The 25,876-nt window shown below is 32.7% G+C and carries 23 protein-coding genes, 1 tRNA gene and 2 other annotated features; of the genes, 23 read left to right on the forward strand and 1 reads right to left on the reverse strand.

Going from position 1 to position 25,876, the window contains the following annotated elements:
• The first annotated feature begins 9 nt into the window (after positions 1-9).
• On the forward strand, positions 10-1,074 hold the full coding sequence (gene disA / locus J2S18_RS08455) for a DNA integrity scanning diadenylate cyclase DisA (RefSeq protein ID WP_307485683.1): 1,065 nt from the start codon (positions 10-12) through the stop codon (positions 1,072-1,074).
• 66 nt (positions 1,075-1,140) lie between these two features.
• Here disA and J2S18_RS08460 read toward each other — a convergent pair whose 3' ends face one another.
• Positions 1,141-1,539: a nucleoside triphosphate pyrophosphohydrolase family protein gene (locus J2S18_RS08460; RefSeq protein ID WP_307485685.1), complete on the reverse strand. Its 399-nt coding sequence runs from the start codon at positions 1,537-1,539 to the stop codon at positions 1,141-1,143.
• A 311-nt stretch (positions 1,540-1,850) separates the two neighbouring features.
• Between J2S18_RS08460 and J2S18_RS08465 the strand changes: the two genes are divergently transcribed.
• The 22 genes from J2S18_RS08465 (at position 1,851) to fusA (ending at position 25,735) form a co-directional block, all read left to right on the forward strand.
• On the forward strand, positions 1,851-2,969 hold the full coding sequence (locus J2S18_RS08465) for a PIN/TRAM domain-containing protein (RefSeq protein WP_307485687.1): 1,119 nt from the start codon (positions 1,851-1,853) through the stop codon (positions 2,967-2,969).
• Positions 2,970-2,981: 12 nt separating this feature from the next.
• Positions 2,982-3,656, forward strand: coding sequence for a 2-C-methyl-D-erythritol 4-phosphate cytidylyltransferase (gene ispD, locus J2S18_RS08470; protein WP_307485690.1), 675 nt, complete (start codon positions 2,982-2,984; stop codon positions 3,654-3,656).
• Between the two features lie 64 nt (positions 3,657-3,720).
• Positions 3,721-3,903, forward strand: a binding site (T-box leader).
• 58 nt (positions 3,904-3,961) lie between these two features.
• Complete coding sequence (locus tag J2S18_RS08475; protein ID WP_307485693.1) at positions 3,962-5,677, forward strand: proline--tRNA ligase; 1,716 nt, start codon at positions 3,962-3,964, stop codon at positions 5,675-5,677.
• 15 nt (positions 5,678-5,692) lie between these two features.
• Complete coding sequence (gene cysS, locus J2S18_RS08480; RefSeq protein WP_307485695.1) at positions 5,693-7,102, forward strand: cysteine--tRNA ligase; 1,410 nt, start codon at positions 5,693-5,695, stop codon at positions 7,100-7,102.
• Between the two features lie 51 nt (positions 7,103-7,153).
• Positions 7,154-7,570, forward strand: a complete 417-nt coding sequence (locus J2S18_RS08485; protein WP_307485697.1) for a Mini-ribonuclease 3 — start codon at positions 7,154-7,156, stop codon at positions 7,568-7,570.
• Positions 7,571-7,603: 33 nt separating this feature from the next.
• The gene (gene rlmB, locus J2S18_RS08490; protein WP_307485701.1) at positions 7,604-8,527 is read left to right on the forward strand and encodes a 23S rRNA (guanosine(2251)-2'-O)-methyltransferase RlmB; all 924 of its coding nucleotides are present in this window, start codon (positions 7,604-7,606) and stop codon (positions 8,525-8,527) included.
• Positions 8,528-8,542: 15 nt separating this feature from the next.
• Positions 8,543-9,055 (forward strand): NYN domain-containing protein, encoded by a 513-nt coding sequence (locus J2S18_RS08495; RefSeq protein WP_307485702.1) that lies wholly within the window; start codon positions 8,543-8,545, stop codon positions 9,053-9,055.
• Between the two features lie 92 nt (positions 9,056-9,147).
• Positions 9,148-9,774, forward strand: coding sequence for an RNA polymerase sporulation sigma factor SigH (gene sigH, locus J2S18_RS08500; RefSeq protein WP_307485705.1), 627 nt, complete (start codon positions 9,148-9,150; stop codon positions 9,772-9,774).
• A gap of 77 nt (positions 9,775-9,851) precedes the next feature.
• Positions 9,852-9,927 (forward strand) — tRNA-Thr (locus J2S18_RS08505).
• A gap of 62 nt (positions 9,928-9,989) precedes the next feature.
• On the forward strand, positions 9,990-11,183 hold the full coding sequence (gene tuf, locus J2S18_RS08510) for an elongation factor Tu (protein WP_307485707.1): 1,194 nt from the start codon (positions 9,990-9,992) through the stop codon (positions 11,181-11,183).
• A gap of 189 nt (positions 11,184-11,372) precedes the next feature.
• Entirely contained in the window at positions 11,373-11,522 is a 150-nt protein-coding gene (gene rpmG / locus J2S18_RS08515; RefSeq protein WP_027099171.1) for a 50S ribosomal protein L33, read from the forward strand.
• A 52-nt stretch (positions 11,523-11,574) separates the two neighbouring features.
• Positions 11,575-11,805, forward strand: coding sequence for a preprotein translocase subunit SecE (gene secE / locus J2S18_RS08520; RefSeq protein ID WP_307485714.1), 231 nt, complete (start codon positions 11,575-11,577; stop codon positions 11,803-11,805).
• A 31-nt stretch (positions 11,806-11,836) separates the two neighbouring features.
• The gene (nusG, locus tag J2S18_RS08525) at positions 11,837-12,358 is read left to right on the forward strand and encodes a transcription termination/antitermination protein NusG (protein ID WP_307485717.1); all 522 of its coding nucleotides are present in this window, start codon (positions 11,837-11,839) and stop codon (positions 12,356-12,358) included.
• 86 nt (positions 12,359-12,444) lie between these two features.
• On the forward strand, positions 12,445-12,870 hold the full coding sequence (gene rplK, locus J2S18_RS08530) for a 50S ribosomal protein L11 (protein WP_209796849.1): 426 nt from the start codon (positions 12,445-12,447) through the stop codon (positions 12,868-12,870).
• Positions 12,871-12,924: 54 nt separating this feature from the next.
• Positions 12,925-13,614, forward strand: coding sequence for a 50S ribosomal protein L1 (gene rplA, locus J2S18_RS08535; protein WP_307485721.1), 690 nt, complete (start codon positions 12,925-12,927; stop codon positions 13,612-13,614).
• Between the two features lie 42 nt (positions 13,615-13,656).
• Positions 13,657-13,791: a sequence feature (ribosomal protein L10 leader region), on the forward strand.
• 32 nt (positions 13,792-13,823) lie between these two features.
• Entirely contained in the window at positions 13,824-14,327 is a 504-nt protein-coding gene (gene rplJ, locus J2S18_RS08540) for a 50S ribosomal protein L10 (RefSeq protein WP_307485724.1), read from the forward strand.
• A gap of 60 nt (positions 14,328-14,387) precedes the next feature.
• Positions 14,388-14,750 (forward strand): 50S ribosomal protein L7/L12, encoded by a 363-nt coding sequence (gene rplL / locus J2S18_RS08545; protein WP_307485727.1) that lies wholly within the window; start codon positions 14,388-14,390, stop codon positions 14,748-14,750.
• Between the two features lie 368 nt (positions 14,751-15,118).
• Positions 15,119-18,829, forward strand: a complete 3,711-nt coding sequence (rpoB, locus tag J2S18_RS08550) for a DNA-directed RNA polymerase subunit beta (RefSeq protein ID WP_307485730.1) — start codon at positions 15,119-15,121, stop codon at positions 18,827-18,829.
• 20 nt (positions 18,830-18,849) lie between these two features.
• Positions 18,850-22,386 carry a DNA-directed RNA polymerase subunit beta' gene (rpoC, locus tag J2S18_RS08555; protein ID WP_307485733.1) on the forward strand — a complete coding sequence of 1,179 codons (3,537 nt, stop codon included), beginning with the start codon at positions 18,850-18,852 and terminating at the stop codon, positions 22,384-22,386.
• Positions 22,387-22,595: 209 nt separating this feature from the next.
• Positions 22,596-22,970 (forward strand): 30S ribosomal protein S12, encoded by a 375-nt coding sequence (gene rpsL, locus J2S18_RS08560; protein WP_209796855.1) that lies wholly within the window; start codon positions 22,596-22,598, stop codon positions 22,968-22,970.
• A 147-nt stretch (positions 22,971-23,117) separates the two neighbouring features.
• Positions 23,118-23,588, forward strand: a complete 471-nt coding sequence (gene rpsG, locus J2S18_RS08565) for a 30S ribosomal protein S7 (RefSeq protein WP_209796856.1) — start codon at positions 23,118-23,120, stop codon at positions 23,586-23,588.
• 74 nt (positions 23,589-23,662) lie between these two features.
• Positions 23,663-25,735: an elongation factor G gene (fusA, locus tag J2S18_RS08570; protein WP_307485738.1), complete on the forward strand. Its 2,073-nt coding sequence runs from the start codon at positions 23,663-23,665 to the stop codon at positions 25,733-25,735.
• Positions 25,736-25,876: the final 141 nt, after the last annotated feature.

A 25,876-nucleotide genomic window follows, 5' to 3' on the forward strand; every position in this document is an offset into this window, starting at 1 on the left:
GGTGAGTGAATGAGATTAGAAAGAGATATTGAAATAAAAAACATATTAAAAATAATGTGCCCAGGAACTCAACTAAGGGAAGGACTTGAAAATATTTTAAGGGCTAAAACAGGGGGACTAATAGTTTTAGGCGATAGTGATGAGGTTATGGATATAGTAGATGGAGGATTTACTATTAATTCAGAATATTCTCCAGCTTATGTATATGAACTTGCAAAAATGGATGGGGCAATTGTAATAAGTGAAGATTTAAAGAAAATAGTGCGTGCAAATGCACAATTAGTACCAAGTGCATCAATACCAACCTTTGAAACTGGAACAAGACATAGGACAGCGCAGAGGGTTGCAAGGGAAACTGGAAATATTGTTGTTGCTATATCTCAAAGAAGAAATATAATTACAGTTTACAAAGGTGAATTGAAATATGTATTAAGAGAAAGCAGCGTAATTCTTGGAAGAGCAAATCAGGCAGTTCAAACACTAGAAAAATATGTTTCAGTCCTTGAGAGGGTAATAAACAATTTGAATTTATTAGAATTTCAAGATTTAACAACTCTTTTTGATGTTGTAACTGCAGTTCAAAGAACGGAAATGGTTATGAGAATTGTAGAAGAAATAAGGATATATATTTTAGAACTTGGAAATGAGGGAAGACTTATTTCAATGCAATTAAATGAACTTATAAGACATATAGAAAGAGATGGAATTTATTTAATAAGAGATTATATTAATCCAGAGAGAGACTATGAAGAAATATATGAAGATATTCAAAATTTAACTTCAAAGGAACTTATAGATTTAGAGGCTATTGCTAGGGTTTTAGGATATGGATATGCACCTCTTGCAGATACATTAATATCACCTAAAGGATATAGAATGCTTAGTAAAATACCTAGGATACCATCAACTGTTAGAGATAATTTAATAAATCATTTTGAAGACTTCAATGGAATAATTGCAGCTGATATAGATGATTTAGATAAGGTAGAAGGTATTGGAGAAGCTAGAGCAAAGGCAATAAAAAATGGATTAAGAAGAATAAATGATCAAATTTCTTTAAAAGCGGAATTATAAAATTAATAAAAGCGGATTCTATTAATAAGTTATATAGAATCCGCTATTTATTTATCATTTATGTTATTATCTAAAATTAAATTTGCCAAGTGTTGTAATTTTATCATTTTCTTTAAGTAATACATCGTAAAGGTTTATGTCTAATGTGTTGCAAAGAGATGTAAGATAGAAAATGTTATTTCCCATTTCACGTTCAATAACTTCACGACAATTATCACATAAGGTTCCTTCTATATGGGTTTTAAAGCAATCTGTAAGATTATCTATAGAATCATTATCTTTTGGTAAGCATTGTTTACATGCATTTATCTTTATGCAACCGCAGTTAGTGACAGCTTTTATAATAGCTCTGTTAACTCTAGCATTTGATTCAGTATATTTGCTTAATGTATCAAGTATACTTTTATGCCTAAGTAAAGAATCGTTTACAGAATTTTGGAAATCATCAAAAATAATATCTTTCATTTGTCTCAACTCCTTGCTAGTATTTAATATGTCTAAGTTAATTATAAATTTATTAGGCAATATTTGTCAATGTAGATTTCAATGAATAAGTATTATTTAACATAATAGTATATCATTTTTATTATAAAATATAGGGGGTATAAATCTAATCTTTAATATAGTTAATCTAAATTAAGAAAATCTTCATATAAGTTAACGTTTTAAATATGGTATAATTAAGAAAAAGATTATACTGTTTTTTAAATAAAATAACAGTTTTTCAAGAATTTTATATAACAAATGTGGCAACAATTTAATAAGGAGGTGATAAAATGTTTAAAAAATTAATTAGAGGTATTTTGACATTAATGGGGCTGTTAGTCGGTTATATAATAGGAGAATCAATTTTAAAAATTCAAGCTGTTAAACAGATAAGTTATTTATCAAGTACAGTTGGTTCGGTATTATTCCTTATTGTTATTTCTTTATTAGTTGGTATTATTTTGTATTTAGTATCTCCAAAAATATATAGATCAGTTTCAGAGCTTGTAGACTACACTGAAAAGAATATAAGAAAATTTACTGTAGTAGAAATTATATATGGTGCAGTTGGAGCTGTGATAGCGTTAATAATTATGTTCTTCTTAGCAAGACCATTAAACGATATTGGAGGAAGCTTAGGACCTATAATATATGTTTTGGTTAACTTATTAAGTGCAATATTAGGTATGAAGATAATGGTTGAAAAGAAAGATGATATAGATAATATGCTATTATCTATGAAAAAAACAAATGCTTTAAAAGAAAAGGCTAGTAAAGAAAAAAAGGCTAAAGCTTCAGCTAAAATGGGTAAGGTTATACCTAAAGTGTTAGATACATCAGTTATAATTGATGGAAGAATATTTGATATTTGTAAGACTGGGTTTATTGAAGGACCTTTAGTTATACCTAATTTTGTTTTAGATGAATTAAGACATATATCAGATTCATCAGACTCATTAAAGAGAACAAGAGGTAGAAGAGGATTAGATATATTAAATAAAATTCAAAAGGAATTAGACATTGAAACTCAAATTTGGGAAGGAGATTTTCCAAAAATAGCAGAAGTAGATGCTAAACTTTTAAAATTATCTCAAACACTAGATGGAAAAGTAATAACTAATGATTATAATTTAAATAAAGTAGCAGAAGTACAAGGAGTACCTGTTTTAAATATTAATGAACTTTCTAATGCAATTAAACCAGTTGTTATTCCTGGAGAAGAAATGACAGTAGAAGTTGTAAAAGACGGAAAAGAGGCAAGTCAAGGAGTAGCATATTTAGATGATGGTACTATGATTGTAGTTGAAGGTGGAAAAAAATATATTTCAAAAACAATAGATGTTATAGTAACATCTGTACTACAAACTGCTGCAGGTAGAATGATATTTGCCAAACCTAAGGAAGCTTAGAAGGAGAACATTATGAATAGTGCAATCATTTTATCTGGTGGAAGAGGCAAGAGAATGGGCTCTAATTTAAGTAAGCAATTTATATTAATAAATGAAAAGCCTATTTTATATTACACAATTAAGAAATTTAGAGAAAATGAATTAATTGATGAGATAATATTAGTTCTTCCAAAAGACGAGATTGAATATTGTAAAAAAGAAGTATTAGAAAAAAATAATTTGTTTGTAGATAAGATAGTTGAAGGTGGAGAAGAAAGACAAGATTCTGTTTTTAATGGATTAAATGCCATAGATAATGGAGATATTGTTTTAATTCACGATGGAGCTAGACCTTTTGTTACTGATAAAATCATAAAAGATGGAATAGAAGGTGCTAAAAAGTTTAAAGCAGCAGCTCCAGGAGTAATGCCTAAAGATACTATTAAGGTAAAAGATAAGAATAACTTATCAAAGGAAACTCTTAATAGAGAAGAACTTATAGCAGTTCAAACACCACAAGTATTTGATTATAATCTTATATTAGAATGTCACAAAAAGATAAAAGAAAATAATATAAAAGTAACAGATGATACTATGGTTGTTGAAACCTTTGGAAATAAAGTTTTCTTATATGAAGGAGCCTATACAAACATAAAAATAACTACTCCAGAAGATTTAATTTTAGCTAAGTATTTAGCTTGTGATTAATGAAATAAAGCTATTGACAAGGTATTTTTCAAAGATTATAATTAATAGATATAACGAATATTAGTTAAAAGCTATGAAGAAGAATAGTAGAAATCGCCATTTTCAGAGAGAGAATTCACCGGCTGAAAGATTCTCAAATAGATTTTGAACCAGCTTTGGAGTAATAGGAAAAAACTATCGGTTTAATACCGTTATCATTATTAAAGAAAAAAATTAGGTGGTACCGCGATTAGTAGTCGCCCTATTGGTAAATAGGGTGGCTTTTTTTTATACATAAAAATAATAAAACCAGGAGGAAAATAATTATGAAAATGTCAAATATGTTTATGGCTACACTTAGAGAAGTTCCAGCAGAGGCTGAAATTGCAAGTCATCAATTAATGGTTAGAGCAGGATTAATAAGAAAAATGGCATCAGGAGTTTATAATTATCTACCATTAGGAGTTAAAGCTCTTAGAAATGTTGAAAATATAGTAAGAGAAGAAATGGATAATACAGGAGCTCAAGAACTTTTATGTTCAGCAGTAGTTCCAGCAGAATTATGGGAAGAATCAGGAAGATGGGGAGCTTATGGACCTGAATTATTTAGATTCCAAGATAGAAATAATAGAGATTTCTGTTTAGGACCAACTCATGAAGAAGTATTTACAGAAATTGCAAAGAATGAAATAAAATCATATAAGCAATTACCAGTAAATTTATATCAAATTCAAACTAAGTATAGAGACGAAACTAGACCAAGATTTGGAGTTATGAGATCTAGAGAATTCATAATGAAAGATGCTTATAGTTTTGATAAAGACCAAGAAGGATTAGATTTAGCTTTTAATAAAATGCATGATGCCTACATAAACATATTCAATAGATGTGGATTAGATGCAAAATGTGTTGAAGCTGACTCAGGTGCTATTGGAGGTTCAAACTCAGCAGAATTTATGGTTAAATCAGAAGTTGGAGAAGATGACGTAGTATTCTGTACATCATGTAATTATGCTGCAAATATAGAAAAGGCAGAAACAATAGCAGAAGTTGCAGAAGCTGAAGAGTTAGCTAAAATGGAAAAAATAGCAACTCCAGATAGCAGAACTATAGAAGAAATTTCAGAATTCTTAAAAGTATCTCCAAAGAAAACAGTTAAAACTTTAATTTATAACGTAGATGGAAAATTAGTTGGAGTTTTAGTTAGAGGAGATAGAGAAGTTAATGAAATCAAAGTTGCAAATGCTTCTAATGCTTCTGGTGATATAGAATTAGCTTCACATGAAGAAGTTTCAAAGGCAACTAATGCAGAAACAGGTTTTGCAGGTCCAGTTGGATTAAAAGTAGATTTATTATTAGTAGATGAAGAAGTTAGTAAAATGTATAATATGATTGTAGGTGCTAACGAAACAGGATACCATTTAACTGGTGTTAATTATGGAAGAGAATTTGAAGGTGTAATTGGAGACTTTAGAAACATAGAAGAAGGAGAAACTTGTCCAAAATGTGGTGGAAAAGTTACTATAGCAAGAGGAACTGAAGTTGGACACATCTTTAAACTAGGAACTAAGTATTCAGAAGCTATGAATGCAAACTTTATAGATGTTGATGGTAAAGAAAAACCATTTATAATGGGTTGCTATGGAATAGGTGTTACAAGAACACTTGCATCAATAATTGAACAACATCATGATGAAGATGGAATAATCTGGCCTTTAGCAGTTGCACCATATCATGTTTCAGTAATTGCTGTTAATTCAAAGGATGAAGAGCAAATGAGAATAGCTACAGAAATCTATAATGAATTAAACAAAATGGGAGTAGAAGCTCTTTTAGATGATAGAAAAGAAAGAGCTGGAGTTAAGTTTAAAGATTCAGAACTTATGGGAATTCCTATGAGAATTACAGTAGGTAAGAAAATAGGGGATGGAGAAGTTGAATTTAAGCTAAGAGATGGCGGCGAAAATGAAACTATAAAGATAGAAGATGCAAAGGAAAGAGTCAGAGCAGAATTCGAAAAGCATAACCTAAAAATAAGATAATTAGGAGGAATTAGAATGAAGCTTTATAACACGCTAACAAGAAAAAAAGAAGAATTCATACCAATAACTCCAGGAGAAGTTAAAATGTATGTTTGTGGACCTACAGTATATAACTTCTTTCATATAGGAAATGGTAGAACATTTATAGTTTTTGACACAATAAGAAGATATTTTGAATATAGAGGCTATAAGGTTAAATTTGTTCAAAACTTTACAGATATAGATGACAAGATGATAAAGAGAGCAAATGAAGAAGGAACTTCAGTAAAAGAAGTTGGAGATAAGTATATAGGAGAATATTATACAGATGCAGATGCTCTTAATATAGAAAGAGCAACTGTTAATCCTAGAGCTACTCAATATATAGATGAAATAATTAAGTTTGTAGAAGAACTAATTGAAAAAGGCTATGCCTATGAAGTAGATGGTGATGTTTACTTTAGCACTAAAAAGTTTGAAGGTTATGGCAAATTATCAAAACAAAATTTAGATGACTTACAAGCTGGAGCTAGAATTAATGTAGACGAAAGAAAGAAAGATCCTATGGACTTTGCTATATGGAAGGCAAAGAAAGAAGGAGAACCTGCATGGAAGTGCCCTTGGGGAGAAGGAAGACCAGGATGGCATATAGAATGCTCATGTATGGCAAAGAATATCCTAGGAGATACAATTGATATACATGCAGGTGGAATGGATTTAGCATTTCCACATCATGAAAATGAAATAGCCCAAAGTGAAGCCTTAACAGGAGAACCATTTGCACATTATTGGTTACATTCAGCTTATGTAAATGTAAATAATCAAAAAATGTCTAAGTCATTAAATAATTTCTTTACAGCAAGAGATGTATTAAAGGAATATGATTCAGATGTAATTAGATTTTTAATGCTTTCATGCCATTATAGAATTCAATTAAACTATAGTGCTGATTTATTAGAGTCAGCTAAGTCATCAGTTGAAAGATTATATAATGCAATAGGAAACCTTGAAAATCTTATGGATGAAGTTTCAAGAGTTGAAATGAATGAAGAAGAAAAGAAATACTTAGAAAGCTTAAATAAGTATAGAGAAAAATATATTGAAAAAATGGATGATGACTTCAATACAGCAGATGCTATAACTGCAATATTTGATTTAGTTAAAGACATTAATACTAACATAGATGGAAATTCATCAAAGGAATTAGCAAAGGGAGCTTTAGACTTAATAAGAGAACTTGGAGCACCTCTTGGAATGTTACAAAAATCAACTAAAGGTGATTTAGCAGATGAAGCTTCTGAAATAGAAGGATTAATAGAAGAAAGACAACAAGCAAGAAAGAATAGAGACTTTGCCCTTGCAGATAAAATAAGAGACGATTTAAAAGCAAGAGGAATAGTCCTTGAAGATACTCCACAAGGAGTAAGATGGAAAAAGGTCAACTAATTAAAAAGGGCTGTGCAATTAAGCGCAGCCCTTATTTAAAGGAGTAATAATATGTTAGAAAATTTCAGAAATAGAGAATTTACAAAAGATGAAGCTAGAAGACTAAATCCACTTCAATTAGCATTAATAGGAGATGGAGCTTATGAATTATTTATAAGAGATTATATTATTTCAAATAATACAGAACTTTCAGCCCATAAAATTCATAGAGAAGCTATAAATTATGTTAAGGCAAAAAGTCAATCAGATATAATGCATGAAATAGAAGATTTATTAACGGAAGAAGAAAGCTATATTTATAAAAGAGGAAGAAATGCTAAATCAGCAACTGTACCTAAAAATGCAGATGTTAGAGATTATAGAATGGCAACAGGTTTTGAGGCTTTAGTTGGATACTTATATTTAATAAATGATATGGAAAGATTAGAATTTGTATTTAATAAAAGTATAGAAATATGTAAAAAATAATATAAAATATAACTAATAAGGAGTTATGTAAAAATGACAAGAATAAAAAAGAGTAATCAAAATAGAAAAAGAGATGATAGAAAAAATAATAAATTTAGAGAAAATAGAGAAGTAGAAGTTGATTTTTCACCTAGAAATAAAGATGGTAGAAAATTTAGAGAAGAAAAACAATTTAAACAAAGAGAAGAAAAAGTTTTAGGTAATAAACAAATAGAACAGGTAAGAGAAGATTTAATAATAGGTAGAAATGCTGTTATGGAAGCGTTAAAAAGTAATAAGACAATAGAAGCGCTATATATAACAAATGGACCTAGAGAAGGCTCAATAAATGCAATAATAAATCTTGCAAAAGAAAATAGAATTGTTCTTAAAGAGGTTGATAAAAAGAAATTAGATTCAATGTCAGATGGAGCAGTGCATCAAGGGGTTATAGCTAGAATAACACCATATAAATATTTTGAAGTGAAGGATATATTAGATGATGCAAAGAAAAAAGGAGAAGAACCTTTTATAATAATTTTGGATGAATTAGAAGATCCTCACAACTTAGGTTCAATAATCAGAACTGCGGAAACTTGTGGAGTTCATGGTATTATAATTCCAAAAAGAAGAAATGTTGGGGTAACTCCTACTGTATATAAATCATCAGTTGGAGCAGTAGAACATGTAAAAATAGCAAAAGTTACTAACGTAAATAGTATAATTGATGATTTAAAGTCACAGGGAATATGGGTTTATGGAGCAGATATAGAAGGAAAAGAATATAGTTATGAAGTGGACTTTAGTGGATCATGTGCATTAATAATAGGTAGTGAAGGTAGAGGTATATCTAAATTAACTCTTAAAAAATGTGACAAGTTAGTTAAAATACCTATGATTGGAAAAATAAATTCTTTAAATGCATCAGTAGCTGGTGGTATAATGATGTATGAAGTATTAAAGGGTAGATTGAAATAAAAAGAGGGATGAGTTTTGAAAATTATATTTATAGATGGATATAATGTATTAAACAGCTGGCCCAATTTAAAAGATTTGAAGAATATTAGTTTTGATGGAGCTAGAAATAAATTGGTGGATATATTGCATAATTATGGTAGCTACAATGACTGTAAAGCAATTTTAGTATTTGATGGACATAAAGTGGCAGGCAATATAGAAAGCAAGGAAGAAGTTAATAAAAATCTATCTATAGTTTTTACTAAAGATGGAGAAACCGCTGATAGTTATATAGAAAAGGCAGTCCATTCTATTGGTAGAAGGTATGAAGTTTACGTAGTTACATCAGATTGGTTAGAACAGCAAACAATATTCCAACGGGGAGCTGTAAGAATGTCCTCATTAGAATTTTATAATGAGGTTATTGGACTAGAAAAGAAAATAAGAGTAAAAGCAGAAAATAATATGATTTCACAAAAGAATAGCTTAGAAGACAATATTTGTGATGATGTTTTGGATAAACTTGAGAAACTGCGTAGAAGTCATTGATACTGTTGACTTAGTTTTCAGTGCTAATGTATAATAGCAGTTATATAAAGGGTTTTATTTTAGGGCAAAATGTGGAGAATGGTGGGTATTCTATGACTAAATGTTTGGATTTAGATTTTAAAGAAAAAAATGATGAAGAAGTAGCAGTAGAAGCAAAAAATGGAAATGTAAAAGCACAGGAATATTTAATAAATAAATATGAGGGCTTTATTAAAACTAAAGCAAAGTCATATTTTTTAATTGGTGCAGATAGAGAAGATATTTATCAAGAAGGTATGATAGGTCTTTATAAAGCAATTAGAGATTTTAATCCAGATAAATTATCAACATTTAAAGCATTTGCAGAATTATGTGTAACAAGACAGATAATAACAGCAATAAAAACAGCAACAAGACAAAAACATATTCCATTAAATACTTACGTATCTTTAAATAAACCCATTTATGAAGAAGAATCTGAAAGAACCTTGTTAGATGTTCTTTCTGGATTTAAAATCACAGACCCTGAAGAACTTGTTATAAGTCAAGAAGAAAAAGTAAGAATTGAAGAAGAGATAGAAAAAGTTTTATCAAGATTAGAATTAGAGGTATTAAATTCATATCTTGATGGAAAATCCTATCAAGAGATAGCATGTGATTTAGATAGACATGCAAAATCAATAGACAATGCACTACAAAGGGTAAAAAGAAAGCTTGAAAAATGCCTTGACATAAAGTAGTGAATTTTTATTGACAAACAAAAGGAATGATAGTAAACTTTATAATTGGTATATTAAAGAAAACTCATGAATTGAGTGCTCACGTAGCTCAGTTGGCAGAGTGTCGCCTTGGTAAGGCGGAGGTCGTCGGTTCAATCCCGATCGTGAGCTCCAAGCATATAAAAATGTACAAAACACTAGGCAAGGTTTATTAGAGTGATAAGGAGGAATTTATAATGTCAAAAGCAAAATTCGAAAGAAGTAAACCACACGTTAACATTGGAACAATAGGTCACGTAGACCATGGTAAGACAACATTAACAGCAGCTATTACAACAGTATTAGCAAACAAGGGGTTCGCTGAATCATTTAAGTATGATGAAATTGATAAGGCTCCAGAAGAAAAAGAAAGAGGAATCACAATCAATACAGCACACGTTGAGTATGAAACAGAAAACAGACACTATGCTCACGTAGACTGCCCAGGACATGCTGATTACGTAAAGAACATGATCACAGGAGCAGCACAAATGGATGGAGCAATCTTAGTTGTATCAGCAGCAGATGGTCCAATGCCACAAACAAGAGAACATATCCTACTAGCATCAAGAGTTGGAGTTGACTATATCGTAGTATTCTTAAACAAAGCAGATATGGTTGATGATGAAGAATTACTTGAATTAGTAGAAATGGAAGTAAGAGAATTATTAAGCGAATACAACTTCCCAGGAGATGATATTCCAGTAATAACAGGATCAGCATTAAAAGCATTAGAAAACCCAACAGATGAAGCAGCAACAAAATGCATCATGGACTTAATGGAAGCAGTAGATAGCTACATCCCAACTCCAGAAAGAGCGACAGATAAGCCATTCTTAATGCCAGTAGAAGATGTATTCACAATCACTGGTAGAGGAACAGTTGCAACAGGAAGAGTTGAAAGAGGAATACTACACATCGGAGACGAAGTAGAAGTAGTAGGAATCAAGGAAGAAACAAAGAAGACTGTAGTAACAGGAATCGAAATGTTCAGAAAGTTATTAGACGAAGCGCAAGCTGGAGATAACATAGGAGCATTATTAAGAGGAATACAAAGAACAGAAATCGAAAGAGGTCAAGTATTAGCAAAACCTGGTACAGTAAACCCTCATAAGAAATTCGTAGGTCAAGTATACGTACTTAAAAAAGAAGAAGGTGGAAGACATACTCCATTCTTCGATGGATACAGACCACAATTCTACTTCAGAACAACTGACGTAACAGGATCAATAAAATTACCAGATGGAATGGAAATGGTAATGCCAGGAGACCACATCGACATGAACGTTGAATTAATCACTCCAGTAGCAATGGACGAAGGATTAAGATTCGCTATCAGAGAAGGTGGAAGAACAGTAGGTTCAGGAGTTGTTACTAGTATAATTGAATAATATTGATTAAGATTGTCAAATATATTTTAATAAGGACTGGGTAATTTACCTAGTCCTTTACAAAGGACATATTATTGACAGTTTAAATAAATTGTGATAATGTGAGAAAGTAACTCATAAAGTCACGAAATAGATACAGTAAGAGGTATGTCTCTTAAAATATATATTTAAAAACTGGAGGTGCAGACCGTGAGAGTAAAGATAACTTTAGCATGCACAGAGTGTAAACAAAGAAACTATAACTCAATGAAGAACAAGAAAAATAACCCAGATAGAATGGAAATGCAAAAGTATTGCAAATTCTGTAAAAAGCACACTCTTCATAGAGAAACAAAATAGTTTAGCGATTAAGTAAAGACACAGACTTACCTTAATATAAGGATGTGAAATTATGACTGGTAATAATTCAAAAACCAAAAATAGTGCTACTTCTAAAGGTGGCATGTTTAAATTCTTTAAGGATGTGAAAGCAGAATTCAAAAGAATAATGTGGCCATCCAAAGAGGAAACAAAAAAAGCATTGATTGCAGTTCTTGGATTCACCGCTATATACATAGTATTAGTAGGTGGTCTAGACTATATTTTTCAAAACCTCTTTGAAGTAGTTTTGAAACTTAAGTAAAAGGAGGTTTGGGTGTTAATCACCGATTAATATGAGTGAAAGAGCAAGATGGTACGTAGTACATACGTATTCTGGATATGAAAACAAAGTCAAAGTTAACATTGAGAAAGTTGTTGAAAATAGACATCTTGAATCATTAATTCACGACATCCAAATACCAATGGAAGAAGTAATTGAAGAGAAAGATGGAAAACAAAAAGTTTCTCTTAAAAAGAAATTTCCTGGATACGTAATAGTAAAAATGCTAATGACAGACGAATCTTGGTATGTTGTTAGAAACACAAGAGGCGTAACTGGATTTGTGGGACCTGGATCTAAACCAGTACCTCTTACTGAATATGAGATTGAATCAATGGGAGTTTTAGAACTTCCAAAGGAAGTAGATCTTGAAGTAGGCGAGAGCGTAAAAGTTATATCAGGACCACTTAGAGAATTCGTGGCAACAATTCAAGAAATAAATCTTGAAAAGCAAAAAATTAAAGCTTCAGTTGATATGTTTGGAAGAGAAACATTAGCTGAACTAGACTTTAATCAAGTAGAAAAATTAGTTTAATTAATAAATTACAACTAATCTTTTAATTAAGTGGGAGGACAAAAAATTATTGTCCGTATACACCACAGTATAGGAGGAATAACAAAATGGCTAAGAAAGTAACTGGAATGATTAAACTTCAACTTGCTGCAGGAAAGGCAACTCCTGCTCCACCAGTTGGTCCAGCTTTAGGACAACACGGTGTAAACATAATGGGATTCTGTAAGGAGTTTAATGCAAAAACTGCTAATCAAGCTGGATTAATAATACCAGTAGTAATCACAGTTTACCAAGACAGATCATTTAGTTTTATATTAAAGACTCCTCCAGCTGCAGTTCTAATAAAGAAAGAATTAGGACTTGAAAGCGGATCAGGAGTTCCAAACAGAACAAAAGTTGGAAAATTAACTAAAGATCAATTAAAGAAAATCGCAGAAACAAAAATGCCTGACTTAAATGCTGCAAACATCGAGAGTGCAATGAGAATGATCGAAGGTACAGCTAAGAGTATGGGTGTAACTATTGAAGAGTAATTCATAAAAATAGTGGGAGGTAAGAACCGCTAATACCACAAAGGAGGCTTATTAATGGGAAAGAAATATGTTGAAAGTGCAAAGTTAATAGATAAAAGTGCTTTATATAATCCAGCAGAAGCTTTAGAGCTTGCTGTTAAAACTGCAAAAGCTAATTTCGATGAAACAATCGAAGTACACGTTAGACTTGGTGTAGATCCAAGACACGCTGACCAACAAGTAAGAGGTGCAGTAGTATTACCAAACGGAACTGGTAAAAACGTAAGAGTTTTAGTTTTCGCAAAGGGAGATAAAGTAAAAGAAGCTCAAGAAGCGGGAGCAGATTTTGTTGGAGCTGAAGAATTAGTTCAAAAGATCCAATCAGAAAACTGGTTCGACTACGATGTAGTTGTAGCAACTCCAGATATGATGGGTGTAGTTGGTAGAATCGGTAGAGTTTTAGGACCTAAAGGATTAATGCCAAACCCTAAATCAGGAACTGTAACATTTGATGTTGCAAAAGCAATAGCAGAAATCAAAGCTGGTAAAGTAGAATACAGATTAGATAAAACTGCTATAGTACACTGTCCAATCGGAAAGAAATCATTTGGTGCTGAAAAGTTACATGAAAACTTTAAGACTTTAATGGAAGCTTTAGTTAAGGCTAAACCAGCTGCTGCTAAGGGACAATACATGAAGTCAGTTACTGTAACAAGCACAATGGGACCTGGAGCAAAAATTAATCCAGGAAAAGTTACAGAATAATTATTGACTTAATAAAATTTAAGTGATATAATAAATTTCGTTGAAAAATGAAATAATGTTCCGTAGACAGTAGGTGCATAATGCGTAACGTATAACTACCTACCGAGGGTTCTTTATAAACATAGAGTTTATGTAAGGTCTTCCTCTGTCTACGGGAAGACCTTTTTAAATACATTAAGCAGTTAATACTGTGAGGAGGTGGACACACAGTGAACAAGAACAGACAATTAAAGGAAGCAAAAGTTGCTGAAATTAAAGAAAAGTTAGAAAAATCACAAAGCGTTGTTTTAACTAGCTATCAAGGTCTAACTGTTGAAGAAGACACACAATTAAGAAAGAACTTAAGAGAAGCAGGAATAGAGTACAGAGTATACAAAAATACTTTAGTTACTTTAGCAGCTAAGGAATTAGGTTTAGAAGGTATGGTTCAATACCTAGAAGGACCAGTTTCAATGGCATTCGGATATGAAGATGCTACAGCTCCAGCAAGAATCTTAAATGATTTCGCTAAGGACCACAAGAAGTTAGAATTAAAAGCAGGTGTAGTTGATGGAGAAGTTTATGATCAAGCAATGATCACAAAGATCGCATCAATACCATCAAAAGAAGTTCTTATTGCAAAACTTCTTGGAAGTATCAAGGCTCCATTATCAAACCTTGCATACTTATTAAATGCAATAAAAGAAAAGAAAGAAGCTGAATCAGCTGAATAATAATTAACTTATTAAATAAGTTAAACATTGTTTTTTAAAAAATTTGGAGGTGCAATTAAAATGACAAGAGAAGATATCATTCAAGCTATAAAAGAAATGAGCGTTTTAGAATTAAATGAATTAGTAACTGCTTGCGAAGAGGAATTTGGAGTAAGCGCTGCTGCACCAGTAGCAGTAGCAGGAGCAGTAGCTGGTGGAGCTGCTGAAGAAAAGACTGAATTCGACGTAGTTTTAGCTAATGCTGGAGCTAACAAGATTAAGGTTATCAAGGCTGTAAGAGAAATAACTGGATTAGGATTAAAGGAAGCTAAAGAAATAGTTGACGGAGCTCCTAAGACACTTAAAGAAGCTGTAGCTAAAGAAGAAGCTGAAGAAATGAAAGCTAAATTAGCTGAAGTTGGAGCTGAAGTAGAATTAAAGTAATTTTACTTTAATTAAATTTCAAAATGTATATATAAAGGTGCTAGATTTAGCACCTTTTTATTTTCTAAGGATAAGGTTTTGGAACTATATAAATTATCCAGTTCTATAGAAGGATATTTTATATAGTTTTATTTATAATAAAATTATAAAATTAGATAGAATTGCTTCGGAAAAAATGTTGACATTGGTAATATGTTGTGATACTATCATTTAATGTACTATTCATTATGGATAAGTATATTAAATTGGGAAAAAAAGTATAACTATGTTTTATTTGGTTATACTAAAAGATGACGCTGTCCGAAAGCTAAAGTCCTTAGGGAAGTTATGCTTTTGGTTATTTTAGTTTATACAAGGGGTGAAAATTCATGGTACATCCTGTCCAATCTGGAAAAAGAACAAGAATGAGTTTTGGTAAAGTTAAAGATGTAACAGAAATGCCAAATCTTATCGAAGTACAATTAGATTCTTATGACTGGTTTCTTAAGGAAGGTTTACATGAGGTATTTGACGATATAAATCCTATTGGAAACTTTACTGGAAATTTAGTCCTTGAATTTGTTGATTACAAACTTGATATGGATAATATTAAGTACACAGTGGAGGAATGTAAGGAGAGAGATTCAACTTATGCTGCACCACTAAAAGTCTCAGTAAGACTTACAAATAATGAAACTGGAGAAATCAAAGAACAAGAGGTATTTATGGGAGACTTCCCATTAATGACTGAACAAGGTACTTTTATTATTAATGGTGCTGAAAGAGTTATTGTTAGCCAATTAGTAAGATCTCCAGGGGTATACTACAGCCTAAATAGAGATAAGAGTGGTAAAAAGCTATTCTCATCAACTGTTATACCAAATAGAGGTGCATGGCTTGAGTATGAAACAGATTCTAACGATATAATATCAGTTAGAATAGATAAAACAAGAAAACTTCCAATAACTATATTAGCAAGAGCTATGGGATTTGGAAGTGATCAAGAGTTATTAGACTATTTTGGCGAAGAAGAAAGATTAAAAGCTACAATAGAAAAAGATAACACTAAAACTAAGGAAGAAGCTTTACTTGAAATCTATAAGAGATTAAGACCGGGTGAACCACCTACAGTTGATAGTGCTGTATCTTTAATAGACTCATTATTCTTTGATGCTAAAAGATATGATTTATCAAGAGTTGGTAGATATAAGTTTAATAAGAAGTTAGCTATAAACTTAAGACTAGCAAACCAAGTTGCTGCAGTTGATGTAGTAAATCCTTCTACAGGAGAAATAATGGTTGAGCAAGGTCAAAAGATATCAAGAGAAATGGCAGAAGAAATCCAAAATGTTGGAATTAATTCAGTTGATATATTAATAGAAGATAGAGTTATTAGAGTAATTGGTAACCACTTCGTTGATATTAAGAAACATGTTTCATTTGATATAAGTGATCTTCATATTAAAGAAGCAGTTCATTATCCAACATTAAAAGAAATACTTGATAACTTCAGTGATGAAGAAAGTATTAAAGAAGAAATTAAAAAGAATATTACAAGATTAGTTCCAAAACATATTGTAAGAGATGATATATTTGCAACAATAAGTTACGAATTAGGATTAGCTTACGGTATTGGTTATGTAGATGATATAGACCATTTAGGAAATAGAAGATTAAGATCAGTTGGAGAATTGTTACAAAACCAATTTAGAATTGGATTATCAAGAATGGAAAGAGTAGTTAAAGAAAGAATGACTATTCAAGACCAAGAAGCGATTACTCCACAAATGTTAATTAACATAAGACCAGTTGCAGCTGCTATTAAAGAATTCTTTGGTAGCTCACAATTATCACAATTCATGGATCAAACAAATCCATTATCAGAGTTAACTCATAAGAGAAGATTATCTGCATTAGGACCAGGAGGACTTTCAAGAGAAAGAGCTGGATTCGAAGTTAGAGACGTTCACCACTCACATTATGGTAGAATGTGTCCTATAGAAACTCCTGAAGGACCTAATATAGGACTTATTAACTCATTAGCTACATATGCTAAAGTTAATGAATATGGATTCATAGAAACTCCTTATAGAATTATTGATAAGGAAAATAAGAGAGCAACTGATGAAATAAGATACTTCACTGCTGATGAAGAAGACCAATATCTAGTAGCCCAAGCAAATGAGCCATTAGATGAAACAGGACACTTCATACATGACAAGGTAACTGTTAGATACATGGAAGAAGTTATAGTAATTCCAGCAAATGAAGTTGACTTAATGGACGTTTCACCAAGACAAATCGTATCTGTAGCAACAGCTATGATTCCTTTCCTTGAAAATGATGACGCATCAAGAGCTCTTATGGGATCAAACATGCAACGTCAAGCAGTTCCACTATTAAAGCCACAAGCTCCAATAGTTGGTACAGGAATAGAATTTAGAGCAGCAGCAGATTCAGGGGTACTACCTAAAGCTAAAAATGCTGGAGTAGTAACTTATGTAAGTGCTAGTGAAATTAAAGTTAAGAGAGATATTGATGGAGGAGTAGATTCTTACAAGTTATTAAAGTTCAAAAGAAGTAACCAAGGTACTTGTATAAATCAAAGACCATTAGTAAGTACTGGGGAAATGGTATTTAAGAACCAAGTTCTTGCAGATGGACCTTCAACAGATTTAGGAGAAATAGCATTAGGAAAGAACATCAGAATGGGATTCATAACTTGGGAAGGTTATAACTACGAAGATGCTATGCTTATTTCAGAAGAATTAGTAAGAGAAGATGTATTTACATCAATTCATATAGAAGAATATGAATGTGAAGCTAGAGATACAAAGCTTGGACCAGAAGAAATAACTAGAGATATTCCTAACGTAAGTGAAGATGCTTTAAAAGACATCGATGAAAGAGGAATAATAAGAATCGGAGCTGAGGTAAGATCAGGAGATATCCTTGTTGGAAAAGTAACTCCAAAGGGAGAAACTGAATTAACAGCAGAAGAAAGATTATTAAGAGCTATCTTTGGTGAAAAAGCAAGAGAAGTTAGAGATACTTCATTAAGAGTTCCTCATGGAGAAGCTGGTATTATAGTAGACATAAAAGTATTCACTAGAGAAAATGGGGATGAATTAAATCCTGGAGTTAATGAGCTTGTAAGATGTTATATAGCTCAAAAGAGAAAGATATCCGTTGGAGATAAGATGGCCGGACGTCATGGTAACAAGGGGGTTATTTCAAGAGTACTTCCTGAAGAAGATATGCCTTTCTTACCAGATGGTAGACCACTTCAAATATGCTTAAACCCACTAGGGGTTCCATCACGTATGAATATTGGTCAGGTACTAGAAGTTCACTTAGGTTGGGCAGCTAGTGCATTAGGATGGCACATTGCTACTCCAGTATTCGATGGTGCAACAGAGTCAGATATAGAACAATGCTTAGTAGATGCTGGATACAATGCAAATGGTAAGACTGTTTTATATGATGGTAGAACAGGAGAAGCATTTGACAACGAAGTTACAGTTGGAATAATGTATATCCTAAAACTTGCTCACTTAGTTGATGATAAGATTCATGCTAGATCAACTGGACCATATTCATTAGTTACTCAACAACCACTTGGAGGTAAAGCTCAATTTGGTGGTCAAAGATTTGGAGAAATGGAAGTTTGGGCACTAGAAGCATATGGTGCAGCACATACATTACAAGAAATCTTAACTGTTAAGTCAGATGATGTTGTTGGTAGAGTTAAAACTTATGAAGCAATAGTTAAGGGAGAAAACATCCCAGAGCCAGGAGTTCCAGAATCATTTAAGGTTCTTATAAAGGAATTACAAGCACTTTGCTTAGATGTTAAAGTTCTTAACGATGACAATGAAGAAGTAAGACTTAAAGAATTAGCTGAAGAAGAAGATTCAGCAGATTTAGAAGTAAACATTGAAGGAACAGAAGAGTTTGTTCAACAACCTGCTAAAGATTCTGAAGATAGTTATACTTCAGAAGCAGAAAGCGAAGATGAAGTTGAAGAAGAGTATGAAGGGTTTCAGTTAGAAGAGTTTCAAGATAACTTAGAGCTTGATGATTTTAATGATGAACACTAATTTTGAAGGGAGGATTACCCTTGTTTGAATTAAATAATTTTGATGCCATACAAATAGGCTTAGCATCCCCTGAACAAATCAGAGAATGGTCAAGGGGAGAAGTTAAAAAACCAGAAACAATAAATTACAGAACTTTAAAGCCAGAGAGAGACGGTTTATTCTGTGAAAGAATATTTGGACCAATGAAAGATTGGGAATGTCACTGTGGTAAATATAAGAGAGTTAGATATAAAGGTATAGTTTGTGACAGATGCGGAGTTGAAGTTACAAAAGCTAAAGTAAGAAGAGAAAGAATGGGGCATATAGAACTTGCTGCCCCAGTTTCTCACATTTGGTACTTCAAAGGAATTCCATCAAGAATGGGATTAATACTTGATATGTCACCAAGATCATTAGAGAAAATTTTATATTTCGCTTCATATGTTGTAATTGACCCAAAAGAAACACCATTATTAAAGAAACAACTTCTTAATGAAAAAGAATATAGAGAAGCAATAGACAAATATGGTGAAGAAAGCTTTGTAGCTGGAATGGGTGCTGAAGCTGTTCAAGAACTTTTAGGTGAAATTGACTTAGAAGCTAGTTCAAGAGAACTAAAAGAAGAGTTAAAACAAAGTACAGGTCAAAAGAAAGTAAGAATAATCAGAAGATTAGAAGTTGTTGAATCATTTAGATCATCAGGAAATGATCCAAAGTGGATGATTATAGATGTTATCCCTGTAATACCACCAGATTTAAGACCTATGGTTCAATTAGATGGTGGAAGATTTGCAACATCAGACTTAAATGACCTTTACAGAAGAGTTATAAATAGAAATAACAGATTAAAGAAGCTATTAGATTTAGGAGCACCTGACATCATAGTTAGAAACGAAAAGAGAATGCTTCAAGAAGCAGTAGATGCTCTTATAGATAATGGTAGAAGAGGAAGAGCTGTTACTGGTCCTGGAAACAGACCATTAAAATCTCTTTCAGATATGCTTAAAGGTAAGCAAGGAAGATTTAGACAAAACTTACTTGGTAAAAGAGTTGACTATTCTGGTAGATCAGTTATCGTTGTTGGACCAGAATTACAAATGTACCAATGTGGTCTTCCAAAAGAAATGGCTCTTGAATTATTCAAGCCATTTGTAATGAAAAAATTAGTTCAAGATGGAGTTGCACATAATATAAAGAGTGCAAAGAGAATGGTAGAAAGAGTAATGCCACAAGTATGGGATGTATTAGAACAAGTAATTACAGACCATCCAGTATTACTTAACCGTGCCCCTACTCTACACAGACTTGGAATTCAAGCTTTCCAACCTGTATTAGTTGAAGGTAGAGCTATTAAATTACATCCATTAGTATGTACAGCTTATAACGCTGACTTCGATGGTGACCAAATGGCTGTTCACGTACCATTATCAGTTGAAGCTCAAGCAGAAGCTAGATTCTTAATGCTTGCAGCAGGAAACATAATGAAACCATCAGATGGTAAGCCAGTTTGTGTACCTACACAGGATATGGTTCTTGGTTCTTACTATATTACTATGGAAAGAGACGGAGCTAAAGGAAGTGGAAAGTACTTCTCATCAAAAGATGAAGCTATAATGGCTTATCAAGTTAAAGAATTAGAAATTCATGCAGATATTTTTGTAAGAATGTTTAAGGAAATCGACGGGGAAATTAAATCAGGAATAATTAAAACTACTGTAGGTAAGATAATATTCAATGAATCAATTCCTCAAGATTTAGGATTTGTTGATAGAAGCAATCCAGATGAACTATTTAATTTAGAAGTAGATTTCTTAATAACTAAAAAGTCATTAGGAAAGATAATAGATAAGTGTTACATGAAACATGGACCAACACAAACTTCAATAATGCTAGATAAGATCAAAGCAACAGGATATCATTATTCATCAATTGGAGCGGTTACAGTTTCTGCTTCAGATATGATAGTACCTGATGCTAAGTACGAACTATTAAAAGAAGCTGATGAAACAGTAGATAAGATAGAGAAAATGTACAAAAGAGGTTTCATATCAGAAGATGAAAGATATGAAAGAGTTATAGAAAAATGGACTAAGACAACAGAAGATGTTGCCAATGCACTAATGGATAGTTTGGATAAATGGAATCCAATATTCATGATGGCTGACTCTGGAGCCAGAGGTTCTAAGTCACAGATTAAACAATTAGCTGGTATGAGAGGACTTATGGCTAGTCCATCAGGTAAAATCCTTGAATTACCAATTAGAGCATCATTCAGAGAAGGTCTTGATGTCCTAGAGTACTTCATTTCAACTCACGGAGCTAGAAAAGGTAATGCCGATACAGCTCTTAAGACAGCTGACTCAGGATACTTAACAAGAAGACTTGTTGACGTATCACAAGATGTTATTGTTAGAGAAGAAGATTGTGGAACTGATGACGGTATAGTTGTTAGTGAAATAAGAGAAGGAAATGAAATAATTGAAGAATTAAAGGAAAGATTAACTGGAAGATATTCAGCAGAAGATATTCTTCATCCTGAAACTGGAGAAGTGTTAGCTTCAAAGAATCAATATATGGATGGAGATTTAGCTGAAAAAATCAGCAATGCTGGTGTTAAGAAAGTTAAGATTAGATCAGCCTTTACATGTGGATGTAAAATTGGTGTTTGTGCTAAATGTTATGGTATGAACATGGCAACAGCTCAAAAGATTAATATCGGTGAAGCTGTTGGTATTATAGCTGCACAATCAATTGGAGAACCTGGTACTCAGCTTACAATGAGAACATTCCATACTGGTGGTGTTGCATCAGCAGGAGATATAACTCAAGGTCTTCCTAGAGTTGAAGAATTATTTGAAGCTAGAAAACCAAAGGGACTTGCGATTGTAAGTGAAATAAATGGTACTGTAAGAGTAGAAGAAACTAAGAAAAAGAGAATTGTTCATGTAATGGGAGCAGATGGAGAAGAATTAAGTTATGATATTCCATTTGGATCAAGAGTTAAAGTTTCAAACGATGATTATGTTGAAGCTGGAGACGAAATTACAGAAGGTTCAGTAAATCCTCACGACATCATGGCTATTAAAGGCGTTGATGGAGCTAGAAGATATCTTTTATCAGAAGTTCAAAAAGTTTATAGATTACAAGGTGTTGATATCAATGATAAGCACTTAGAAGTAGTTATTAAACAAATGACTAGAAAGGTAAAAGTTACTGAATCAGGAGATACAAATCTTTTACCAGGTACTACAATAGATATGTTTGACTTTAAGAGTGAGAATGATAGAGTAAGAGAATTTGGTGGAGAAGAAGCTAAAGGAGATCAAGTATTACTTGGTATTACTAAAGCTGCACTTGCTACGGATAGTTTCTTATCAGCTGCATCATTCCAAGAAACTACAAGAGTTCTTACAGAAGCAGCTATTAAAGGAAAAGTTGATCCATTAGTAGGATTAAAAGAAAATGTTATAATAGGTAAATTAATCCCAGCTGGAACTGGAATGATGAAATACAGAGCAGCAAGATTAGATATCGAAGATGACAAAGTTGAAGACAACGTAATAGTAAATGTTGAATAGAAATTAATTTTATTGACATGTGTATTATGAAATGATAAAATACGTGTTGTGTGTTTAATACAAAATGCAACAAAATAATTGTCTACATTACTTCATGGAGACAAAGTTCTACTTTGTCTCATGAGGTTTTAATATAAAATGTAGTCATGATAAATTCGTTTTATCTAATAAATTTTTATATAGATAAATAAAATTCAGGAGGTGAAAAAATGCCAACTATAAGCCAATTAGTTAGAAAAGGAAGAAAAGTTGCTGTGAACCAATCAACAGCTCCAGCACTAAAAAACTGTCCACAAAAAAGAGGAGTATGTACAGTTGTTAAGACATCAACTCCTAAAAAGCCTAACTCAGCCCTAAGAAAGGTTGCAAGAGTAAGACTTACAAACGGATACGAAGTTACTGCATACATTGGTGGTGTAGGACACAACTTACAAGAGCATAGTGTTGTTCTTATAAGAGGTGGAAGAGTAAAAGACCTTCCTGGGGTTAGATACCATATCGTAAGAGGAGCACTTGACTGTGCTGGTGTAGCTAACAGAATGCAAGGAAGATCAAAGTACGGTGCTAAGAGACCTAAGAAGTAGGATTTCTTAAATTAATTTAGTGCTTATCTTCAAAATTTACGTAGATTTATAAATTAAGTTTATATAGATGATGGGAAAAGCACTTTGCGACATGAGAATGTCGAGTACCGATGAACTTAAATTTAAATTGTTAAGGAGGGAAGAAAAGTGCCAAGAAAAGGACATATAGCAAAAAGAGACGTTCTAGCTGATCCAGTATACAACTCAAAGGTTGTTACTAAGTTAATCAACGGAATCATGCTTGACGGTAAAAAAGGAGTAGCACAAAAAATATGCTACCAAGCGTTTGAAACTATGGCAGAGAAAACTGGTAAAGATGCTTTAGAAGTTTTCGAAGAAGCTATGAACAACGTAATGCCATTACTAGAAGTTAAGGCAAGAAGAATAGGTGGAGCTACTTACCAAGTTCCAATAGAAGTTAGAGCAGAAAGAAGACAGACTTTAGGTATCAGATGGATACTAGCTGCTGCTAGAAAAAGAGGAGAAAAGTTAATGTGTGAGAGATTAGCAAGTGAATTATTAGACGCTGCTAATAACACAGGTGCAGCTGTTAAAAAGAGAGAAGACACTCATAAAATGGCTGAAGCAAACAAAGCATTCGCTCACTACAGATACTAATTTCAAGACTGTTTTGGCTTCAGCCAAAACAGTCTTGTTGAATTTAAAATTACTCATTGAGAGGAGGAATTATTGTGTCAAGAGAATTTCCTTTAGACAAATTTCGTAATATAGGAATTATGGCTCACATAGATGCTGGTAAGACAACAACTACTGAGCGTATTTTATTCTACACTGGTAGAACACATAAAATCGGAGAAACACATGATGGTGCTTCACAAATGGACTGGATGGCGCAAGAGCAAGAAAGAGGTATAACTATCACTTCTGCTGCTACATTCTGTAAGTGGAAAGGATATGCAATTAATATAATTGATACTCCTGGACACGTAGATTTCACTGTTGAGGTTGAAAGATCATTAAGATGTCTAGATAGTGCTATCACTGTATTAGATGCTAAGAGTGGGGTTGAACCACAAACTGAAACTGTTTGGACACAAGCAGATAACTATGGAGTACCAAGAGCAATCTATGTAAATAAGATGGATGCTACTGGAGCAGACTTCTATGCTTGTATCAATTCAGTTAGAGATAGATTAAAAGCTAACGCTGTAGCTATCCAAATTCCAATAGGAGCAGAAGAAAACTTCGTAGGTATGATAGACCTTATGGAAAATATAGCTCTTATTCATAAAGACGACTTAGGAAAAGACATAGAAAGAGGAGAAATCCCAGCTGAGTTAAAAGACAAGGCAGAAGAATACAGAAACATCATGATTGAAGCAATTGCAGAAACTGATGAAGAGTTAATGATGAAATACCTAGATGGTGAAGAGTTAACTAAAGAAGAATTAAAAGCAGCTTTAAGAAAAGCTACTATTAATAATGAAATAGTTCCTGTAATTTGTGGTTCATCATACAAAAACAAAGGTGTTCAAGAAATGATCGATTTAGTTGTTGATTATTTACCATCACCTTTAGATATACCACCAGTTAAGGGTGTAGATGTAGACGATCCAGAAATAGAATTAACAAGAGAAGCTAGTGATGAAGCTCCAATGTCAGCATTAGCATTTAAGATAGCTACTGACCCATTCGTAGGAAGACTTGCATTCACAAGAGTTTACTCAGGTGTAATGGAAAGTGGTACTTACGTTCTTAACTCAACTAAGGGTAAGAAAGAAAGAATCGGTAGACTAGTTAAGATGCACGCTAACTCAAGAGAAGAAATTAGCGAATTAAGAGCAGCTGACTTAGGTGCTATAGTAGGATTAAAGAATACAACTACTGGGGATACTTTATGTGATGAAGCACATCCAATCATACTTGAAAGTATGGAATTCCCAGAACCAGTTATCTCAATCGCTATAGAGCCAAAGACTAAGGCTGGTCAAGAAAAGATGGGTATAGCTTTAGCTAAGTTAGCAGAAGAAGATCCAACTTTCAAGACTTGGACTAACCAAGAAACAGGTCAAACAATCATCGCTGGTATGGGTGAGTTACACTTAGATATCATCGTTGATAGACTACAAAGAGAATTCAAAGTTGAATGTAACGTAGGTGCTCCACAAGTTGCTTACAAAGAAACTATCAAGAAAGCTGTTAAGGCTGAAGGTAAGTTCGTAAGACAATCAGGTGGTAGAGGACAATACGGACACTGTTGGATTGAAATGATCCCAACAGATGGAGAATATGAATTCGAAAATGCTATTGTTGGAGGATCAATTCCAAGAGAATACGTTCCAGCAGTAGATAATGGTATTAGAGAAGCAGCTGAAAGCGGAGTTGTAGCTGGATTCCCAACTATAAACTTCAAAGTAAAATGTTTCGACGGTTCATACCATGATGTCGATTCATCAGAAATGGCATTCAAGATTGCCGGATCAATGGCATTCAAGAACGCTATGAAGAAAGCAGATCCTACATTACTTGAACCTTCAATGAAGGTAGAAGTAGTTGTACCAGAAGAGTACATGGGAGATGTAATGGGTGATATCAACTCAAGAAGAGGTAGAATCGAAGGTATGGAACAAAGAAATGGACGTCAAGTTATCAGAGCGTTCGTACCACTATCAGAAATGTTCGGATATGCAACTACATTAAGATCAAGAACACAAGGTAGAGGAACTTATGTAATGACATTTGACCATTATGAAGAAGTACCAAAGAGCATCCAAGAAGAAGTAGCTGGTAAGAAGACTAAATAGTTTTTTTATTAAAACAGTAAATTAGAGAGGATTACAATTAATAAGATTATTAATTGTAGCTCTTCTCTTAATTAAATAGATTGAAAATATTTTATCGTTATATTAATGTTTAAAATATTTCATACCAAAGATTTAAATAGA

The organism is Eubacterium multiforme (assembly GCF_030813415.1).
Classification (GTDB): Bacteria; Bacillota; Clostridia; order Clostridiales; family Clostridiaceae; genus Clostridium; species Clostridium multiforme.

Excerpts from the sequence above, each read along its gene's own strand:
- sigH (WP_307485705.1), top strand. The coding sequence starts at position 9,148 with ATGACTAAATGTTTGGATTTAGATTTTAAAGAAAAAAATGATGAAGAA.
- J2S18_RS08475 (WP_307485693.1), top strand. The coding sequence starts at position 3,962 with ATGAAAATGTCAAATATGTTTATGGCTACACTTAGAGAAGTTCCAGCA.
- rplK (WP_209796849.1), top strand. The coding sequence starts at position 12,445 with ATGGCTAAGAAAGTAACTGGAATGATTAAACTTCAACTTGCTGCAGGA.
- nusG (WP_307485717.1), top strand. The coding sequence starts at position 11,837 with ATGAGTGAAAGAGCAAGATGGTACGTAGTACATACGTATTCTGGATAT.
- rpsL (WP_209796855.1), top strand. The coding sequence starts at position 22,596 with ATGCCAACTATAAGCCAATTAGTTAGAAAAGGAAGAAAAGTTGCTGTG.
- ispD (WP_307485690.1), top strand. The coding sequence starts at position 2,982 with ATGAATAGTGCAATCATTTTATCTGGTGGAAGAGGCAAGAGAATGGGC.
- J2S18_RS08460 (WP_307485685.1), bottom strand. The coding sequence starts at position 1,539 with ATGAAAGATATTATTTTTGATGATTTCCAAAATTCTGTAAACGATTCT.
- disA (WP_307485683.1), top strand. The coding sequence starts at position 10 with ATGAGATTAGAAAGAGATATTGAAATAAAAAACATATTAAAAATAATG.
- rplA (WP_307485721.1), top strand. The coding sequence starts at position 12,925 with ATGGGAAAGAAATATGTTGAAAGTGCAAAGTTAATAGATAAAAGTGCT.
- secE (WP_307485714.1), top strand. The coding sequence starts at position 11,575 with ATGACTGGTAATAATTCAAAAACCAAAAATAGTGCTACTTCTAAAGGT.
- J2S18_RS08485 (WP_307485697.1), top strand. The coding sequence starts at position 7,154 with ATGTTAGAAAATTTCAGAAATAGAGAATTTACAAAAGATGAAGCTAGA.
- rlmB (WP_307485701.1), top strand. The coding sequence starts at position 7,604 with ATGACAAGAATAAAAAAGAGTAATCAAAATAGAAAAAGAGATGATAGA.
- rplL (WP_307485727.1), top strand. The coding sequence starts at position 14,388 with ATGACAAGAGAAGATATCATTCAAGCTATAAAAGAAATGAGCGTTTTA.
- tuf (WP_307485707.1), top strand. The coding sequence starts at position 9,990 with ATGTCAAAAGCAAAATTCGAAAGAAGTAAACCACACGTTAACATTGGA.
- cysS (WP_307485695.1), top strand. The coding sequence starts at position 5,693 with ATGAAGCTTTATAACACGCTAACAAGAAAAAAAGAAGAATTCATACCA.
- J2S18_RS08465 (WP_307485687.1), top strand. The coding sequence starts at position 1,851 with ATGTTTAAAAAATTAATTAGAGGTATTTTGACATTAATGGGGCTGTTA.
- rpoB (WP_307485730.1), top strand. The coding sequence starts at position 15,119 with ATGGTACATCCTGTCCAATCTGGAAAAAGAACAAGAATGAGTTTTGGT.